This is a genomic window from Hymenobacter psychrophilus, assembly GCF_900107135.1.
Taxonomy (GTDB): domain Bacteria; phylum Bacteroidota; class Bacteroidia; order Cytophagales; family Hymenobacteraceae; genus Hymenobacter; species Hymenobacter psychrophilus.
In genome coordinates, this window is record NZ_FNOV01000010.1 from 87,435 (window position 1) to 105,205 (window position 17,771).

The 17,771-nt window shown below is 62.5% G+C and carries 17 protein-coding genes and 3 riboswitches; of the genes, 8 read left to right on the top strand and 9 right to left on the bottom strand.

From position 1 onward, the window contains the following. Positions 1-24: 24 nt before the first annotated feature. The 7 genes from BLW21_RS15415 to BLW21_RS15445 all read right to left on the bottom strand — a co-directional run bounded on the left by BLW21_RS15415 (position 25) and on the right by BLW21_RS15445 (position 7,655). Positions 25-1,044 (bottom strand): ABC transporter ATP-binding protein, encoded by a 1,020-nt coding sequence (locus BLW21_RS15415; protein WP_245711919.1) that lies wholly within the window; start codon positions 1,042-1,044, stop codon positions 25-27. Positions 1,045-1,049: 5 nt separating this feature from the next. Beyond that, positions 1,050-2,156, bottom strand: a complete 1,107-nt coding sequence (locus tag BLW21_RS15420; RefSeq protein ID WP_317040237.1) for a FecCD family ABC transporter permease — start codon at positions 2,154-2,156, stop codon at positions 1,050-1,052. Next, entirely contained in the window at positions 2,153-3,280 is a 1,128-nt protein-coding gene (locus BLW21_RS15425) for an ABC transporter substrate-binding protein (RefSeq protein WP_175470996.1), read from the bottom strand. Before BLW21_RS15425 ends, BLW21_RS15420 begins: the two co-directional genes overlap by 4 nt. A gap of 126 nt (positions 3,281-3,406) precedes the next feature. Further along, positions 3,407-3,608, bottom strand: a riboswitch (cobalamin riboswitch). A gap of 39 nt (positions 3,609-3,647) precedes the next feature. Next, the gene (locus tag BLW21_RS15430) at positions 3,648-4,181 is read right to left on the bottom strand and encodes an AAA family ATPase (protein WP_092741645.1); all 534 of its coding nucleotides are present in this window, start codon (positions 4,179-4,181) and stop codon (positions 3,648-3,650) included. A gap of 15 nt (positions 4,182-4,196) precedes the next feature. Next, positions 4,197-5,150, bottom strand: coding sequence for an adenosylcobinamide-phosphate synthase CbiB (cbiB, locus tag BLW21_RS15435; protein WP_092741647.1), 954 nt, complete (start codon positions 5,148-5,150; stop codon positions 4,197-4,199). Next, positions 5,129-6,157 (bottom strand): pyridoxal phosphate-dependent aminotransferase, encoded by a 1,029-nt coding sequence (locus tag BLW21_RS15440; RefSeq protein WP_092741649.1) that lies wholly within the window; start codon positions 6,155-6,157, stop codon positions 5,129-5,131. The genes cbiB and BLW21_RS15440 overlap by 22 nt, the downstream gene beginning before the upstream one ends. Before the next feature lie 25 nt (positions 6,158-6,182). Next, positions 6,183-7,655 (bottom strand): cobyric acid synthase, encoded by a 1,473-nt coding sequence (locus tag BLW21_RS15445; protein WP_217633878.1) that lies wholly within the window; start codon positions 7,653-7,655, stop codon positions 6,183-6,185. Positions 7,656-7,930: 275 nt separating this feature from the next. Further along, positions 7,931-8,027, top strand: a riboswitch (TPP riboswitch). A 76-nt stretch (positions 8,028-8,103) separates the two neighbouring features. Here BLW21_RS15445 and thiS point away from each other — a divergent pair. Genes thiS through thiH form a run of 6 tightly spaced genes read left to right on the top strand, consistent with a single transcriptional unit; the run spans position 8,104 to position 13,577 of the window. After that, complete coding sequence (thiS, locus tag BLW21_RS15450) at positions 8,104-8,307, top strand: sulfur carrier protein ThiS (RefSeq protein WP_092741653.1); 204 nt, start codon at positions 8,104-8,106, stop codon at positions 8,305-8,307. A 23-nt stretch (positions 8,308-8,330) separates the two neighbouring features. After that, on the top strand, positions 8,331-10,205 hold the full coding sequence (thiC, locus tag BLW21_RS15455) for a phosphomethylpyrimidine synthase ThiC (RefSeq protein WP_092741655.1): 1,875 nt from the start codon (positions 8,331-8,333) through the stop codon (positions 10,203-10,205). A gap of 45 nt (positions 10,206-10,250) precedes the next feature. After that, entirely contained in the window at positions 10,251-11,009 is a 759-nt protein-coding gene (locus BLW21_RS15460; RefSeq protein ID WP_092741657.1) for a hydroxymethylpyrimidine/phosphomethylpyrimidine kinase, read from the top strand. Between the two features lie 7 nt (positions 11,010-11,016). Further along, positions 11,017-11,640: a thiamine phosphate synthase gene (locus BLW21_RS15465; protein WP_092741659.1), complete on the top strand. Its 624-nt coding sequence runs from the start codon at positions 11,017-11,019 to the stop codon at positions 11,638-11,640. A 9-nt stretch (positions 11,641-11,649) separates the two neighbouring features. Continuing rightward, a complete protein-coding gene (locus BLW21_RS15470; RefSeq protein WP_092741661.1) occupies positions 11,650-12,432 on the top strand; it encodes a thiazole synthase in 783 nt (260 codons plus the stop codon). Positions 12,433-12,455: 23 nt separating this feature from the next. After that, positions 12,456-13,577: a 2-iminoacetate synthase ThiH gene (gene thiH, locus BLW21_RS15475; protein WP_092741663.1), complete on the top strand. Its 1,122-nt coding sequence runs from the start codon at positions 12,456-12,458 to the stop codon at positions 13,575-13,577. Between the two features lie 64 nt (positions 13,578-13,641). On the opposite strand, the gene BLW21_RS15480 is transcribed toward thiH, so the two are convergent. Both BLW21_RS15480 and BLW21_RS21575 read right to left on the bottom strand, forming a co-directional pair. After that, positions 13,642-14,250, bottom strand: coding sequence for a thiamine phosphate synthase (locus tag BLW21_RS15480; protein WP_092741665.1), 609 nt, complete (start codon positions 14,248-14,250; stop codon positions 13,642-13,644). Positions 14,251-14,340: 90 nt separating this feature from the next. Beyond that, entirely contained in the window at positions 14,341-14,484 is a 144-nt protein-coding gene (locus BLW21_RS21575) for a hypothetical protein (RefSeq protein ID WP_175470997.1), read from the bottom strand. Positions 14,485-14,761: 277 nt separating this feature from the next. Further along, a riboswitch (SAM riboswitch) is annotated at positions 14,762-14,854 on the top strand. A 301-nt stretch (positions 14,855-15,155) separates the two neighbouring features. Here BLW21_RS21575 and BLW21_RS15485 point away from each other — a divergent pair. Together BLW21_RS15485 and BLW21_RS15490 are read left to right on the top strand one after the other, a co-directional pair. Beyond that, complete coding sequence (locus BLW21_RS15485) at positions 15,156-16,604, top strand: amino acid permease (RefSeq protein ID WP_092741667.1); 1,449 nt, start codon at positions 15,156-15,158, stop codon at positions 16,602-16,604. Positions 16,605-16,972: 368 nt separating this feature from the next. Next, a complete protein-coding gene (locus tag BLW21_RS15490) occupies positions 16,973-17,587 on the top strand; it encodes a trimeric intracellular cation channel family protein (RefSeq protein WP_092741669.1) in 615 nt (204 codons plus the stop codon). Positions 17,588-17,771: the final 184 nt, after the last annotated feature.

Genomic DNA, 17,771 nt, shown 5'->3' on the forward strand with positions numbered 1-17,771 from the left:
GGAGGGTGCGGATAACTCACGGAACTATGGGGTAGAAATCTGATTCAAAGCGCGGAGTAAGGCGCTCATCGAGTCGTGCGAATGTTCGGGGCCGCCGGCTAACTGGCTGGTCCAGCGGGGGGGAGCGAGGGTGGCCGTGACGCGCCAGGCGGCGGGGGCGGCCGTGGGCACGAACCCCTCGCGCTCCAGCGCCCGGCGCGTCCAGAAGGCCGCGGCCCCGTCGCCGACCAATTGCACCGGCGGGCCCGTGGGGGCGTGCAACTCGAAGGTGCCGGTGGCCGGATTGAAGGCCAGCCCCTCACGGGCAAACGCCGCCGCGAAGGCTCCGCTCAGCACCAGATCTTCGGGAGTGCCCGTGCGCAGCGCCCCCTCGGCCGACAGCAGCCACACCCGGTCGGCGGCTTGCAGGGCCAAATCCAACTCGTGGGTAGAGAGCAGGATGGCCTTGCCGGTTTGGCGGGCCAGGCGGTGAAGCAGCCGCATGAGGGCCACGCGGTTGGGCAGGTCGAGATGGGCGGTGGGCTCGTCGAGTAATATCAGGGGCGTATCCTGGGCCAGGGCGCGGGCCAGCAGGATTTTTTGCCGCTCCCCGTCGCTCAACTCGCCTACCGGGCGGTGGGCCAGGACCTCGGTGCCAGTTGCTACCAGGGCCGCCTGCACCTGTGCTTCGTCGTGGGCCGACAGGCCCCCAAGCCAGCCCGTGTGGGGGTGCCGCCCCAGCCGCACCAGCTCGCGGCCGGTGAGGTTGCCGCCCTCGACCCGGTCGGTGAGCACCACGCTGAGCTGCCGCGCCCGCGCCGGCGCGTTCAGGCTCGTCAGCTCCTGGTCGCCCAGCCGGAGCTGGCCGCCGAGGGGGGGCTGCAAGCCGGCTAGCGTGCGCAGCAGCGTCGATTTGCCGGCCCCGTTTGGCCCCAACAAGCACACCAGCTCGCCGGGCCACAGCGCCAGGCGCAGGGAGCCGGCCACCGGGCGGGGCATTTTTTTGCGGCCGAAATAACCCACCGTCAGGTCCTCGGCGGTCAGCAGCGGAGTAGCAGAGCGCATGAAACTCAGGAAAACGAGGAACGGATATTTTGGCGGCGCAGCACCACCCACAGCACCACCGGCGCGCCCAGCAGCGAGGTAACCACGCTCAGGGGCAGGGTGGTTTGGCTGCCGGGCAGCTGTGCGATGCAGTCGCAGCCGAGGGTGAGGGCCGCCCCGGCCAGGCAGCTGGCGGGTAGCAGCACCCGGTGGTCGGCGGTGCGCAGCAGGGCCCGGGTGAGGTGGGGCACGGCAATGCCCACGAAACCAATAGGGCCGCAAAACGCCGTAATGGATCCCGCCAACAAACTGGTGCTCAGAATAACGAGCAGGCGGGAGCGGCCCACCACCAGACCCATACTCCGCGCGTAATTCTCGCCCAGCAGCAGGGCATTCAACGATTTAGCCGAGCCAAATGCCAGTCCCAGGCCCACCGCTACCACGCTGGCCAGCACGGCTAGGTGGCTGCCCGTTACGCCGCCCAGCGAGCCGAAGGTCCAGAGCAGGTATTCCTGAATCTGCTCGGGGGCGCTGAAATACTGCCACAAACTCACCAGCGCCCCCGTCACGCTGGCTATCATCATGCCCACGATGAGCAGCACCACGTTGTCGCGCATGCGCCCGGCCAGCGCCAGCACCAGGGCCATCACCAGGGCCGCCCCGGCCGTGGCGGCTAGTACCAGGCCCCAGCTGCCGCCCACGCCCAGGGCCCGGATGGCAAGGCTGCCCGCCACGCTGCCACTGGCCAGCATCACGGCCGCCACGCCCAATCCGGCTCCGGCAGTCAGGCCCAGCACGGAGGGCCCCGCCAGCGGATTGCGAAACAGGGTCTGCATCTGGAGGCCGCTCACCGCTAGGCCGCTGCCCACGGCCAGGGCCGTCAGGGCTTTGGGCAGGCGAATTTCCCGAACAATGAACTCCCAGGCCGCCGTATCGCCCGGTTGCCCGAGCAGGATGCGCACCACCGCCGGCAGCGGCACCGCCACCGAGCCCAGAGCAATATCGAGCACGAAGCCCAGCCCGACCAGCAGCAGCAGGACCAGCAGCCAGGCCGCAGACCGCCCCATGCCCGCTGCCGGTGGGGGGGCTAGCGGCGGGGCGGCCGGGGCCGCCCGCATCGTGGTAGTCCTCACTTGAGTTGCTGGTAGTAATAAAGCGAGCCGGCGGGCAGCAGCCCGGGGTGCAACACCCGGAGCAGGTCGGCCAGCACTAAATCGGGCCGGACGGCCCCCGATTCCCAGTAGTCGTTGGAGCCCTCGGCGTTGGTGCGGCGGTTGTTGTTGAACACCCGCCCGGCGGTGAAAGGAGCGAAGGCTGCGTAGCGGGCATCCTGTGCCAGCATGTCGGCCTTCGAAACTGCCGAGCCCGTTTGCAGCCAGTAATCGGCCGTGAGGGCCACCGGGGCCACGGTTTCAAACGACAGCGCGAGGCTGCCCTGGGGCGCTTTGGTCTGGTCCCAGGCGTAGGTCGCGCCCGCATCGCGCAGAAACTGCGCCATGTAGCTGTCGGCGTCGGGTACGTACCACACGTCCTTGAAGGGCATGCCCACGACCACCTGGGGCCGCGGGGTGGCCCGGCGGCCCAGGGCGGCCAGACGCTGGTACTCGCGGGCTACCTGCCCGAATTTCTGGTTTACTAGGTCCTCTTTATTGAGCAGCACGGCCAGCACTTTCACCCACTCGGCGCGGGCCAGCGGCGTGCTTTCCACCCATTCCGAGTTAATCATCACCGGAATCCCAGCGGCGGCCAGCGTCTGGAAGCGGCTCAGGTTTTCACCGGGCCAGCCGGTGGCCATTACCAAATCGGGGTGCCGGACCACCAGCTGCTCATTGTTGAGCTCCTTGCCCTGGCCGACGGCGTACACCTTGCCTTGGGCAATGCGCTGGCGTACTCTCGGAGCCGAGGCGTACTGGAGGCTGCCCAGGCCCACCACCACATCTTCGGCCCCCAAGAAACTAGCCAGCGCCACGTGCATAGACGAGAGGCCCACTAGGCTACGGATGGGAGTGGCAATAACGTGGGCATCGGCGTAGCCGGCGGGGCGCGCCGTGCCGCGGGGTACCAGCAAGTAGCGCGTAACCGTGGTGGTGCGCTCGAACGGGCTCCGAATGGTGACGAGCTTGCACCGGCCGACGTAGCCAATCGAGAAGCCCTTGGCGTAAATGACGCTGGTGCGGCCTTTGGTAGCGGAAGCCGCCGCCAGGGTTGGGCGGGCCTGCGGGGGGCGGGCGGTTTGGCTGAGCGCTGCCGGAGCCATCAGGCCCAACAGACCAACTAACGCGAGGCCACGGGTGGCGGCTAAGTAAACGGGTATGCCTCCGGCACGGCCGGAAGGAAGCGGGGGTCTGGGCATGGTACGACGAGCCTTTCTGCCGAAAGCTGTGACTGTATGAAGCAAGCGGCAGGTCTTCTGACTCCCTCCCCGGACCGATGGCCTTCCCATTCCTGACGGAACAGTGGCGCCTATTATCGACCTGGTTTTACGTAGAGGTTACAGCAGCGGAGACTGTCCCGGATTTACACCGGATTCCCTTTTAAAGCCGTCCCGCACCGCGGAAACGACTACCATTTACTGCGCCGAAGGTAGGGAAAATTCCCGCGCGACGGGCTGGGGTGCCTTTTTGCTAGCGTCCGGTGGCCGCCCGCACGAAGGCTACCCGCGCCGCCACGGTGGCCTGGGGCAGCTCCAGCACCGTGTACCCCGCCCGCCCGTACACCCGCCGCAGGGCCTGGTAAATGGCCACGGCCTCGTCGAAGGTTTGCCAGCGCTCGGCGTCGTTCACGTAAATTTCCGGCCAGGGCGGGGCCATGAATACCATCGGCTGATACGGGTGGGCCGCCACCGCCGCCTGGCAGGCGGGCGGGACCGGTTGGCCGGCTACTTCCAGGTAGGCCAGCAAATCGGGCAGGCCCCGGTCGAAGAAGGTGGTGCCGCCGTGAATGGTGGCCCGCTGGTGCTGGGCCACCATGCGCGCCAGGGCCAGCGCTACGAACCCGGCCAAATCCAGCCACGGTACCTGGCTGCTGCCCAGGGCTACCTGTTCGCGAATCAGCCGGCGCGACACTTCTTCGGCCACGGCAAAGCCGGCGTGGCGCAACGCGGCTAGCAGGGTAGTCTTGCCGGCTCCGGGGCCACCAGAAAGGACATAAAGGGCCATATCGCGTCGGTTCACCTACTGTTGATTCCGGCAGCGCTGCCTCCACAACAGCCCCACGATACCGGCCACTACCGCGGCGCATACGGCGTGGTTGAGCCGGGCCACCCGGTTGATTTCGTGGGGCTCGATTGGGCGCGGGTTGGTGCCGAGGTAGGGCTTGGCCACCAGCTGACCGTGGTAGTAGTTCGGCCCGCCGAAACGGCAGTCGAGCACGCCCGCCAGGGCAGCCTCCGGGTAGCCGGCATTAGGACTTTTGTGCTGGTGGCCGTACCGGAAAATGAACCGGAATCCGCGCCAGCTCCCGCCCAGCAGCGCGAGCAGGCCCGCCGTAAGCCGGGCCGGCACAAGGTTCACCACGTCGTCGAGGCGGGCGGCGAACTTGCCGAACTGCTCATAGCGCGGGTTGCGGTAGCCCACCATCGAGTCGAGGGTGTTCACCATTTTGTAGGCCATCAGGCCCGGCACGCCCGCCAGGGCGTAGTACAGCAGGGGCGCTACCACGCCGTCGCTCAGGTTTTCCGCCAGGCTTTCCAGCACGGCCGTGCGAATTTGCTGATGGTCGAGCCGCTGCGTTTCGCGCCCCACGATGCGGGCCAGCTGCCGGCGGCCGGCCTCCAGGCCCTCCCGCGCCAGCACCTCAAATACGGCCCGGCCTTCCCGCACCAGGCCCGTATTGGCCAACCCATAGAACACCCACACGCCGTTGAGCAATAGCGGCGCAGGGGGCGGGAGGCGGCGGCCGGCGCGGTCAAGCAGCGTAAAGGCCGCGAACGTGCCGCCCACCAGCCCGCCGGCCAATAATACCCCCTTGGCCAACCGATAAGAGCCGTGGTTTAGCCGCCGCTCACCCGCGGCAATGAGGACCCCGTAGGTGCGCACGGGGTGGGGCCAGCCCTCGGGGTCGGCCAGCAGTAAATCGAGCGTGTAGCCGAGCACCAGCGGGCCGGTTAGGCGGGTAAAGCGGTCCATTCGCGCAGTGCGTTAATGAGGAGTTGGTTCTCGGCCGGGGGGCGCGTGCACAGCCGGAAGTGCGCGGGCATGAGCCCCCGGAAGTTAGCGGCGTCCCGAATCAGCAGGCCGTGGTGGGTTAGCAGCCAGGTTTTTAGGTTGGCGGCCGTTCCGCGCCGCAGCTGCCCCACGAAGTAGTGGGTGTGGCTGGGGTGAACTTCCAGAGCGTCATTGCCCGCCAGCTGGGCTGCGAAGATGGCGCGGTCGGCCAGCAGTTGTGCAGTAGGAGGCTGCACGGTGGCGAAGTGCTCAAAAATGAAATGCCCGGCGGCGGCGGCCAGCGTGCTCACCGTCCAGGGGGCTTTCCCGTGAATTAGCCGGGTAATCAGGCTTTTCGAGGCCGCCACATAGCCCAACCGCAGCCCCGGAATGGCGTAGGCCTTGGTCATGGAACGCATGATCACCAGGTTGCTAAACCGGCTCAGCAGCGGCAGTGCGGTGGCAATGCTGGTAGTGAATTCGATGAACGCCTCGTCGAGCACGAACACCGTTTGAGGGTTGCGGGTCAACAGCTCCACTAGTTCGGCTTCCCGTAGTACGCTGCCCGTCGGGTTGTTGGGGTTGCAGATAAAAACCAGGTCCGCCGCCAGCGGCGGGCCTGAACACAGGTGCTCCCAGGCCTGGAACGTGAGTTGGTGGCGGTGGAGCCGGGCCGCGTCCTCGTACTCGGCAAAGGCCGGCGTGACGATGGTGGTGCGGCCACCAGCCCAGGCCTGGGCCAGCAGATAGATGCTCTCGGTGGTGCCGCTACTCATTAGTACCTGGCTGGAGGGCAGACCGTGATGGGCGGCAATGCGGGCGGCCAGGCTTTCAGCCAGCACCTCCGGATAGCGGTTCACAGTGGCCCATTGGCCGAATATGTATTCTTTAAGGCCCGCTGGTTCGCCCCCGTACCAGACGTTGGTACTGAAATCGGCTACCACTTGGTGGGCGTGGCGGTACCCATCGTCGCCGTGTCCGTAGAGCATACCTTGGTTTATATCGGCGGTGTGTTCAGGATTGCAGCGCCGCGTAAATTTGCTGCATGTCCACGTTCTCGCGGATAAGAGCGGCCAGGCGGTCGTACTGCTCATTTTTAAAAGCGACAAAATCAACCGGGGCGCTAACGATTTGCCGGGTGTGTGGGGCCAGCAGCGCGTCAATCACTACCGGGTTGTCCAGAATGCCATGCAAGTAAGTTCCCCAGCAGTGAGGACCGGCAAAATAGCCGTCGGGCGTGCCGTCGTCGAGGGTGGCCACGGGGTGCGGGGGGCCCTCGGCCAGCGTCTGGCCCATGTGAATTTCATAGCCCCGGCAGCTGGCCGGGCGCTCATCGCGGAAGGAAAACTGCCGCTGGCGGGTGGTTTTTTCGCCTTGGAGCACGGTGCGCACGGGCAGCAGCCCGAGGCCGGCGGCAGCGCCTACTCGGCCCTCTACCCCGTCGGGGTCTTCCACTGAGCGGCCCAGCATCTGGTAGCCGCCACAAATGCCCACCACGGTTTTGCCCGCCGCATGCGCCGCCACAATGGCCGCCGCCAAGCCGCTCCGTTGCAGGGCCAGCAAGTCAGCAATAGTGTTTTTGCTACCAGGCAGGATGATAATGTCTGCCTCGTTAATCTCCGTGGCCTCGTGCGTAAAAAACACGTCCGTCCGGGCATCGTGGTTCAGCACGTCGAAATCGGTGAAGTTGGACATGCGCCCCAGCAATACTACGGCCACCCGCACCCGACCCGCCAGCCTGGCCCGCCGCTGCTTGTAGGCCAGCACCACGGAGTCCTCTTCCTCCACGAAAATGTCGCGAAAGTAGGGCAACACGCCTACTACCGGCACCCCGGTTAGGTCTTCGAGCTGCTGGCGGCCGTCGGCAAACAGCCGCGCATCGCCCCGGAATTTGTTGATGATGATGCCCTTGATGCACGCCTTTTCGGCCGGTTCCAGCAGAGCCAGCGTACCGTATACACTGCCAAATACGCCGCCCTTGTCGATGTCGGCAATCAGGTATGTCGCGGCCCCGGCGTGCTGGGCCATGCGCAGGTTGGTGATGTCGCGGCGCTTTAGGTTCAGCTCCGAAATACTGCCCGCTCCTTCCAGCACAACGGGCGAAAAACGGGCCGCCAGCCGGTCGTAGGCCTGGGTAGCGGCGGCAAATAGCTCGTGCCGGTCGTTGGCGCGGAAGTACTCGTAGGCCGTTTGCGTGCCGATGGGTCGGCCGTTCAGCACCACCTGCGAGGCCTGGTCGGAAGTGGGTTTGAGCAGGACCGGGTTCATATCGACGTGGCAGGCGATGCCCGCCGCCTCGGCCTGCACCGCCTGGGCCCGCCCGATTTCTAACCCCTCGGGCGTGGCGTAGCTATTGAGCGACATGTTCTGGGCCTTGAAGGGCGCGGGCTGGTAGCCATCCTGGCGAAAAATCCGGCAGAACCCGGCCGTAATAACGCTCTTGCCCACATCGGACGCGGTGCCGACGAACATAATGGAACGAAGCATGAAGGAAGCCAAGTGGAAGAAACAGACCGGCAAATCGGGTGCGAAGGTAGTCCTGTAACATCCAGTTCTTATCGGTTAGCCTTGAAGGGGTGATAGAAGGCAGCAACGACAGGCAGCATCAGCAACCTGCAATTAGGAAGGGAAGCTCAGGAGTTTCACGAAGAATTCACGGAAACGCACGCTGGCAAGTGGCGCGCAGAGATGCTGGGTTCCTAAAGTTGACTCGCGGAAAGATATCATTTGGATATACCCGTTTGAGCGCCGTACTTTGGCGGAGTAAACTTTAGGGGTGTCCTGCTTGCCAGGACTGAGATGATACCCTTGGAACCTGAACAGGCTAGCACCTGCGGAGGGAAAAGTTCCAGCGACAGTAAGGGCCCGCCGTGGCCCTTGGGTTGCGCCGTCTATTGTTTACTGTTTGATTTTCTACCGCCTAATCCCTGGCTGGATGGTCTGCTATGTAAACGATTTGCCGCACCCGGTACCGCCGGCCGGCACCCTGCTCCAGCTGCTCGCTGCCCTGGAGTTGGCCGAAACCCGCGGCATTGCCGTGGCCCTCAACGACTTCGTGGTGCCCCGCACGGACTGGCCCGCGCAGCCCATCCAGGCGCACGACCGGATTATGGTTATTCGTGCCACTCAGGGCGGCTGAGCCCCTATTTATTCCCTCATTCGATGAAGAAGAAAGACCAGGCCCCGCACCAGACGTTGGTGGACCGCCAGCCCCTGACCGGCTCCCGTAAAATCTACGTTCCCGGCACCCTGCACGACATCCGGGTGGCCATGCGCGAAATCGTGCTCACCGACACCGAGCGTAAGTTCGATTTCGTGAATCCTACCGAGGTAAACGCGCCCGTAACGGTGTACGATACCAGCGGCCCCTACACCGACCCCAATATTGAAATCGACCTGAAAAAAGGCCTGCCGCGCCTGCGCGAAAGCTGGATTCTGGACCGCGGCGACGTGGAACGCCTGCCCGGCAGTACCTCCGACTACGGCCAGCAGCGCGCCGCCGATGCCAGCCTCGACCACCTGCGCTTCGAGCACATCGCGGCCCCGTTACGGGCCCGCACCGGGGCCAATGTGAGCCAGATGCACTACGCCAAAAAGGGCCTCATCACGCCGGAGATGGAGTACATCGCCATCCGCGAAAACCAGCGGTTTGATGAGCTGCCCGCCGACGACCCGCTGCGCAGCCAGCACCGGGGCCACAGTTTCGGGGCCAATACGCCGAAGGGCCACATTACGGCCGAGTTTGTGCGCCAGGAAGTGGCCGCCGGCCGCGCCGTGATTCCGTGCAACATCAATCACCCCGAGAGCGAACCGATGATTATCGGGCGCAACTTCCTGGTGAAAATCAACACCAACATCGGCAACTCGGCCGTGACTTCCTCCATTGAGGAAGAAGTGGATAAAGCCGTGTGGAGCTGCCGCTGGGGTGGCGACACGCTGATGGATTTGAGTACCGGCAAGAACATCCACGAAACCCGCGAGTGGATTATCCGCAACTGCCCGGTGCCGGTGGGCACGGTGCCGATTTACCAGGCCCTGGAAAAGGTGAACGGCAAGGCCGAAGACCTAACCTGGGAGCTGTTCCGCGACACGCTTATCGAGCAGGCCGAGCAGGGCGTCGACTACTTTACCATTCATGCCGGCGTGCTGCTGCGCTACGTGCCGATGACGGCCAAGCGCGTAACCGGCATTGTATCGCGCGGGGGCTCGATTATGGCCAAATGGTGCCTGGCGCACCATCAGGAAAGCTTCCTGTACACGCACTTTGAGGAAATCTGCGAAATTATGAAGGCCTACGACGTGGCCTTCTCGCTGGGCGACGGTCTGCGCCCCGGCTCCATTGCCGATGCCAACGACGAAGCCCAGTTTGCCGAGTTGGAAACGCTGGGCGAGCTGACAAAAATTGCCTGGAAGCACGACGTGCAGGTGATGATTGAGGGCCCCGGCCACGTGCCCATGCACCTCATCAAGGAAAACATGGATAAGCAGCTGAAGGAGTGTCACGAGGCGCCCTTCTACACGCTGGGGCCACTAACCACGGACATTGCACCCGGCTACGACCATATTACTTCCGCCATCGGCGCGGCCATGATTGGCTGGTTTGGCACGGCCATGCTCTGCTACGTAACGCCCAAGGAGCACCTGGGCCTGCCCAACAAGCAGGACGTGAAGGACGGCGTAATTGCCTACAAAATTGCCGCTCATGCCGCCGACCTCGCCAAGGGCCACCCGGGTGCACAGTACCGCGATAATGCCCTGAGCAAGGCCCGCTTCGAGTTCCGCTGGGAAGACCAGTTCAACCTGGCCCTCGACCCCGATACGGCCCGCGAATACCACGACGAAACCCTGCCCGCCGAAGGGGCCAAGGTGGCCCACTTTTGCTCCATGTGCGGGCCGCATTTCTGCTCGATGAAAATCACCCAGGAAGTACGTGACTACGCGGCCAAACAGGACCTGACGGCCAGCCAGGTGCTGGCCCACGGCCTAGCGGAGAAGTCGCGCGAGTTCGTGAACAAGGGCAGCGAGATTTATCTGTAGCGGTGGCGCTCAACGGCACGTTCTGAATTACCTAACTGACCATTCATGCCCGCTGCTTTCCGCCCCTACGTCCTCAGCATTGCCGGCTTCGACCCTAGTGCCGGGGCCGGCCTGTTGGCAGACGTGAAAACGCTGGAAGCCAGCGGCGTGTATGGGTTGGGCGTGTGCACGGCCCTTACGGTGCAGAACGACGTGGCGTTTGAGCGCGTGGATTGGGTGCCGACGGAGGTAATCCGGGACCAGATTCGCATTCTGTTGGCTCGGTTTGAGGTCGACTTTATCAAAATCGGGCTGGTGGAAAGCCTGCCCGGGTTGCTGGAGTTGGTGGAATGGCTACGGGAGCAGAATCCGCGCCTGCAAATCGTGTGGGACCCCGTGCTGCAGGCCACGGCCGGCTACGAATTTCACCGGGAGCCCGAGCGCAAATTGCTGCAGGCCCTGTGCGCCAAAATGGCCCTGATTACGCCCAACCGACCCGAAATGCAACGTTTATGGCCCCATGAGTCGGCCGACACGGCGGCAGCAATTGTGAGCGGTTTTTGTCCGGTGCTGCTCAAGGGTGGGCACGCCGAAACGGAACTCGCCACCGATGTGCTGCTGGCCGGTGGCGAGCGGCATGCATTCAGTGTGCCCCGGCTGCCACACGGCGAGAAGCACGGCAGCGGCTGCGTGCTGTCGGCGGCGGTGCTGGCGCAGCTGGCGAAAGGGCAGAGTCTGGTGGAATCCTGCCGCCGGGGCAAGGCCTACACCACCGCCTTTCTGGCCAGCAACAACACGCGGCTGGGCTATCATTCCATCAGCTAAACCAACCATGACAATCAGCCATCTGCACTACATCACGACCAATGCTGCCGCGGCCGAGCTGGCCTGCCAGGGCGGCGTGCGCTGGGTGCAGCTCCGGGTAAAAAACCAGCCTTACGCTGTGTGGAAGCAACTGGCGCTGGATACCCAGGCCGTGTGCCGCCGCTACGGGGCCACGCTGATTCTCAACGACAACCCCCATCTGGCCCTGGAAATCGGGGCCGACGGGGTGCACCTGGGGCAGGCCGATATGCCGCCTACCGAGGCGCGCGCCATGCTGGGGCCCAGCTTCATTATCGGAGGCACGGCCAACACCTTCGCCGACGTGCAGCGGCTGGTTGCCACCGGGGTCGATTACGTGGGGCTCGGGCCGTTTCGCTTCACCCACACCAAGGAAAACCTGAGCCCGATTCTGGGCCTGGGGGGCTACGCCGAAATTCTTGGCCAATGCCGGGCAACACGCCTCATGGTGCCAGTTATCGGTATCGGGGGCGTTCTGCTGGCCGATGTGGGGGCGCTGCGGACTACGGGCCTGCACGGCATTGCCGTGTCGGGCAGTATTGGGCAGGCGGAGAATCCGGTGGCGGCCGCGCAGTTATTTAACAAGGAATTGACGATTGGAGTCACCGCTTAAACAGACAGTATGGCAACGCAACCCCTGATCATTGCAGACCGCACGTTTTCCTCGCGCCTGTTCACGGGCACAGGCAAATTCAGCTCGTCGGGGCTGATGGAAGAGGCCCTGCTGGCCTCCGGCTCCGAGCTGGTAACGGTGGCCCTCAAGCGGGTAAACGTAGCTGATGCCGAAGACGATATTTTGCGGCACCTGACCCATCCGCAGTTTCAGCTGCTTCCCAATACTTCGGGCGTACGGACGGCCAGGGAGGCCGTTTTCGCCGCCCAACTGGCCCGCGAGGCGCTGGAAACCAACTGGCTCAAGCTGGAAATTCATCCCGACCCCAAATACCTGCTGCCCGACCCCATTGAAACCCTGAAAGCGGCCGAGCAACTGGTGCAGCTGGGCTTCGTGGTGCTGCCCTACATTCACGCCGACCCAGTGCTGTGCAAGCGGCTGGAGGAGGTGGGTGTGGCGGCCGTCATGCCCCTGGGCGCGCCTATCGGCTCCAATAAAGGCCTGCTGACGCGGGAGTTTCTGGAAATCATCATCGGCCAAAGCAAGGTGCCGGTGGTGGTGGATGCCGGCATTGGCGCGCCCTCGCATGCGGCCCTGGCCCTGGAGCTGGGCGCCGATGCCGTGCTGGTGAATACGGCCATTGCCGTGGCCGGCAATCCGGTGGCCATGGCCCGGGCGTTTCACCTGGCGGTGGAAGCCGGGCGCCTGGCCTACGAAGCCCGGCTGGCTGGCCCGGTACTCCACAGCGAAGCAGTGGCCAGCTCGCCGCTCACCGCTTTTCTGGATATGTAAACCACGAAAAACCCGCTACCTGCATGAGCTTCCGCCCCATTTTCGAGGCCCACTCCTGGGATGATGTGAAGGCCAGCATCTACGCCAAAACGGCGGCCGACGTGGAACACGCCCTGGCGGCGCCGCGCCGTACCCTGGAAGATTTCAAGGCCCTGATTTCGCCTGCCGCCGCGCCCTACCTGGAGCAGATGGCCCAACGCAGCCACCAGCTCACGCGCAAACGGTTCGGCAATACGGTGCAGCTCTACGTGCCGCTTTATTTGTCGAATGAGTGCCAGAACATCTGCACCTACTGCGGCTTTAGCCTGGACAATAAAATTGCCCGCCGCACCCTGAGCAGCGTCGAGATGCTGCAGGAAGCCGCGGCGCTTAAGCACTGGGGCTACGAGCACGTGCTGCTGGTAACCGGCGAGGCCCACCAGACGGTAGGCGTGGAGTACCTGGAAAAGGCGCTCCGCACGCTACGGCCGCACTTCGCGCACCTCTCCATGGAAGTGCAACCGCTTGACCAGGCCGACTACGAACGCCTGATTCCCGAGGGCCTGCATACGGTGCTGGTGTACCAGGAAACCTACCACCAGGACGACTACAAGAAGCATCACCCCAAGGGCAAAAAGTCGAATTTTCACTACCGCCTCGATACGCCGGACCGGCTGGGCCGGGCCGGCATCCACAAAATGGGCCTCGGCGTGCTCATCGGGTTGGAGGACTGGCGCACCGATTCCTTCTACACAGCCCTGCACCTCGACTACCTGGAACGCACCTACTGGCAAACCAAGTATAGCCTGTCGTTCCCGCGGCTGCGGCCCGCCGAAGGGCTGCTGCAACCCAAAGTGGAAATGAACGACCGGGAGCTGGTGCAGCTGATTTGCGCCTATCGCCTGCTGAACGAGGAAGTCGAGCTCTCGCTTTCAACCCGCGAGAGTCCGGCCTTCCGCGACCACGTGGTGAAGCTGGGCATTACCAGCCTCAGCGCGGGCTCCAAAACCAACCCCGGTGGCTACGCGGTGGCGCCGGAGTCGCTGGAGCAGTTCGAGATTTCGGATGAGCGCAGCCCGGCCGAGGTGGCGTCCATGCTGCGCCGGCAGGGCTACGAACCCGTGTGGAAAGACTGGGACGCGACCCTCACCGCCCTGGCCCGGTGAAGGCCACGCCCTGCAGCCACTGCCCGCATACGGGTCAGGGGCATTGTATTCGCTCCAGTATAGGTTAGCCAGCAGCCAATTGCAGCCGGCTGAATGCCACCACCGGATCGGGGCTTTGCCACACTGCCCCCAGTACGGCGGCCCCCGCAAAACCCGCCTGGCGCACGGCCGCCAGCCGATGCTCATCCACGCCTCCCAGCGCCATTACCTGCGGACTATATCCGGCCCGGTTACGCAGGGGCGTCAGCGCTTTTGTCAGGGCTTCCAAACTGAAAGCGGCCGGGTAATCTGTTTTGCTCAGACTATCGAATACAGGGCTTAGAAAAACGTAGTCGTAGCACCGTCGGTGCGCCCGCAGTTCGGCCAGATGGTGAAACGAGGTAGACAGCGTTTGGCCGGGCAGCAACAGGGGGCGGCGGCGGCAAGCCGCGCGGGCGGCAGCCGTTAAGTGCAGCCCGCCTAGGCGAAACTCCCGGACCAGCGCGGGCTGCCCATGCACCACCACGCGCGGCAGGTACCGGGCGGGTAGGCGGGCCAGGTAGTCGGCTATTGCCGCTGGCTCCCACGCCGGCTTGCGCACATGAAACCGCGCCAGCCCCGCGGCCAGCATTTCCCCGACCAACTCCGTTTCGTCGGCCACGGCCGCGGGGGGTGAAATAAGGAGCAGTTTCATCGCGAGCCTAAAATACTGTCTGTCCGAAAAAACGGGCGGAATTAGAATAAGTCTCAAAGCGGCCGCTATTGGCGCTTGGACGGCTTTCTGTCACGAATAGAGGCCTTTGGGGTCGTTGTTTAGCGCCCATGTGGTGGCTTTGGTCGAGTGGCTTTGGTCGGCCAGACACGGGGCTTCGGCGCGGAAGGCCGCATCATGCTTACGGCGCTTATCAGATTTTGGCGTCTCATTCATAACGAAGGAAAGATACCACCCCATTCTATCCAGATTAGCTAAACCACCTCAAACCAGAGTGGTCGTGGCATTTGCTATTTTTTTGGCCAGTAGATTGAGCCAGGCCCCGACGGTTGGGGAAGAAGAGTATGCCTTATGGAAAGCGGCAATAGATGAGTGGGGCCGTCAGAATCCTGCAAACCAGCGGTACAGATGCCTGATTTTGGTGCACCCGTTGCAAATGCACTTATGCCCGGCATACCTTTACGGCATCAATTCTTTACCGCCCGAAGGATTGTTTTTATACAGAGGCGCTGAGAGACAGGCTCAATGAAGCGTCGGCAACCATCCGCAAGCTGCGGAACGGTGCCAATTCCTGCTCATATAAAAACAAGTTGCCGTGAATTACTGCCACAACCAGCCCGTCCGAGTACTTTTTGCTGCCGCATCGACTGCGCCCACAGGCCAGCGCGTGAGTCATTGTTGCTGTTGTTGAGCCCAAAGTAACGCGAACTTTTGTTCGCGCCTGCGCGCCGTCAGGATGCTCCGTACTTTTTTAATCCGCTCTCTAGCGCCAACTATACCGTTGGCGCTACGGCCTACGCGGTGTTTTTCCTACTTTCTTCTTCTGATGTCCGGCCCCCGGCATCGTTTACCGATCCGCAAAGCAGCGCTTTGCGCTACTCCCTTTTATGCTTAAAAAATCACTAGCGCTACTTCGGCAGGAAGCGGCCGAAACGGGGACTAATACCCTCAAACGAAGCCTGGGCGGCTTTAGCCTGATTACCATCGGTATCGGAGTCATCATCGGGGCCGGCCTGTTTTCGCTCACCGGCATTGCCGCCGCCAACAATGCCGGTCCGGCCGTGACACTTTCCTTCCTGGTGGCCGCCGTAGGCTGCGCTTTCTCGGCCTTGTGCTACGCCGAATTTGCCTCCATGGTGCCCGTAGCGGGCTCGGCCTATACGTATTCCTACGCCACAATGGGCGAGCTGTTCGCCTGGATTATTGGCTGGGACCTGATTCTAGAGTACTCTGTTGGGGCCGCTACGGTCGCCATCAGCTGGTCGCAATACTTGGTGCGGGTGCTCGAAAAGTTCAACCTACATATTCCACCCCAGCTGGTGATGTCGCCGTTTGAGACGGCTAAGCTGGCTGATGGCACGCTGGTTTCGGGGGTGGTAAATGTGCCAGCTATGCTTATCGTGCTGGCTATTACGGCCATTATCATCCGGGGTACATCCGGTTCGGCGTGGTTCAACGGGCTGGTCGTCACGCTGAAGGTGGCCGTGGTGCTGGTGTTCATTGCCTTGGGCTGGCAGTACATCGCCCCGGCTAACTACCAGCCCTACATCCCGCAGAACACCGGCACGTTCGGCGAGTTCGGCCTGAGCGGCATTCTGCGCGGGGCGGGCGTGGTGTTCTTCGTGTTCATCGGCTTCGATATCGTGGCCACGATGGCGCAGGAAACCAAGAACCCGCAGAAGAATATGCCTATTGGCATCATCGGCTCCTTGGTTGTTTGTACGGTGCTATTCGTGCTGTTCGGGCATGTGCTCACAGGCGTTGCCAATTATACGGAGTTCAAAGACAGCGCCGCGCCGGTCGCCATTGCCATCGAGAAAACGCCCTACGGCTGGCTTAGCTCGGCCATTATCATCGCCATTCTTATTGGCTATACGTCCGTCATTCTGGTGGATCTGATGGGCCAGAGCCGGGTGTTTTTCTCCATGTCGAAAGATGGACTGCTGCCGAAGATATTCGCCGAAATACACCCCATTTTCCGCACCCCGCACAAATCGAATCTGCTGTTGGGCGCATTCATTAGCCTTTTCGCGGGCTTCGTACCCATTACCGTAGTCGGCGAAATGACGAGCATCGGCACGCTGCTGGCCTTCGTGATGGTATGCCTGGGCATCCTGATTATGCGCAAAAAAGAGCCCGATGCCCCGCGCGGCTTCCGCACGCCGTGGGTGCCCGTGGTGCCTGTCCTGGGCATTCTGACCTGCCTGCTGATGATGGTGTCCTTGCCGTTGGATACTTGGCTCCGACTGTTTGTGTGGCTGGCCATCGGGCTGGCTATCTACTATGGCTACGGTAAAAAGCACAGCAAGCTATGGCAGGCTCAGCAAGCGCAATAGCTGCTCACCGGTAAGAGGCGAAGCAGCCGGATCGATAACGCACCGTTATGGCTTTGAATAATTGCTTCATCTTGCTGAAGGTCTGCTCAATGTGGTGTCGTGTTGATAGGCCAATGGGTCGAAATGAGGCGTGTTCTTGCGCGCGGATTCGTCTCAACGACCGCCTTGGCCCCGGCGTCCTCTACCAGCGGAGTTGATGGAGCACCTGCAAGTCTTCCTGCTAGCCTATAACCAAGCTAAACGACTCAAGACATGGCGCGGGCTTACCCCGCACGATTTTTTCTGCCTCTAGAGGCAGAAGAACCCTTTTAACTTTAACCAAGACCCGACCCATCTCACATTGGGATTACATACTCAGGCATAATTTTATGGATACGCTTTATTTGACGGATTTGCTCGGGACTGGGGTATTTGCTGTTTCCGGGACGCTAACGGCCTTGCACAAGAAGAAGGACCTCGATATTTTAACGTTGTTTATCTTCGCTTTTGTTACCGCAGTGGGTGGAGGAACGCTGCGCGACATTATCATCCAAGCCTATCCGGTGGCTTGGATCAGCGATGCCAATTATCTGCTAGTCATCATTACTGGATTGCTCCTCGCCGTGGCGTGCCGGCGCTGGTGGTTGGGCTTCCTACATCGCCCCTTGCGGGTGTTTGATACGCTGGGCATCGGCATATTCACCATCCTCGGCCTGGAAAAGGCGCTGCACGTAGGGGTCAACCCGTGGGCAGCGGTGTTGCTAGGCATCGTATCGGCCCTGTTCGGCGGCGTCATCCGCGATACGCTTGCCAACGAGACCCCTCTGGTTTTTGAGCGGCAACTCTACGCCACGCCCTGCCTGACCGGTGCTGTTCTATATGTGATGCTGCTTCAGGCTGGCTTACATGCGACTATTGGATTTCTGCTATCGGTTGCCGTGATTACTGTCTTTCGTTTGCTGGCCATCCGCAAAGGCTGGTCGCTGCCGCCCATTCGGGGTTAGAAGTAAGTGTCTTGTCCGGAAATAGGGTGACAGGTTTTTGAGATAAAAGCCTGTCACCCTATTTCCGGACAAGACATAGATCACCTCAGCAACGTCCGTATGCCAGTAGCCAGCAACATGAGTTGATGGCGGTATGTTACGACGCCGCGCGCTGCGCTTGCAGAACAGCAGAATTGAACGCTTA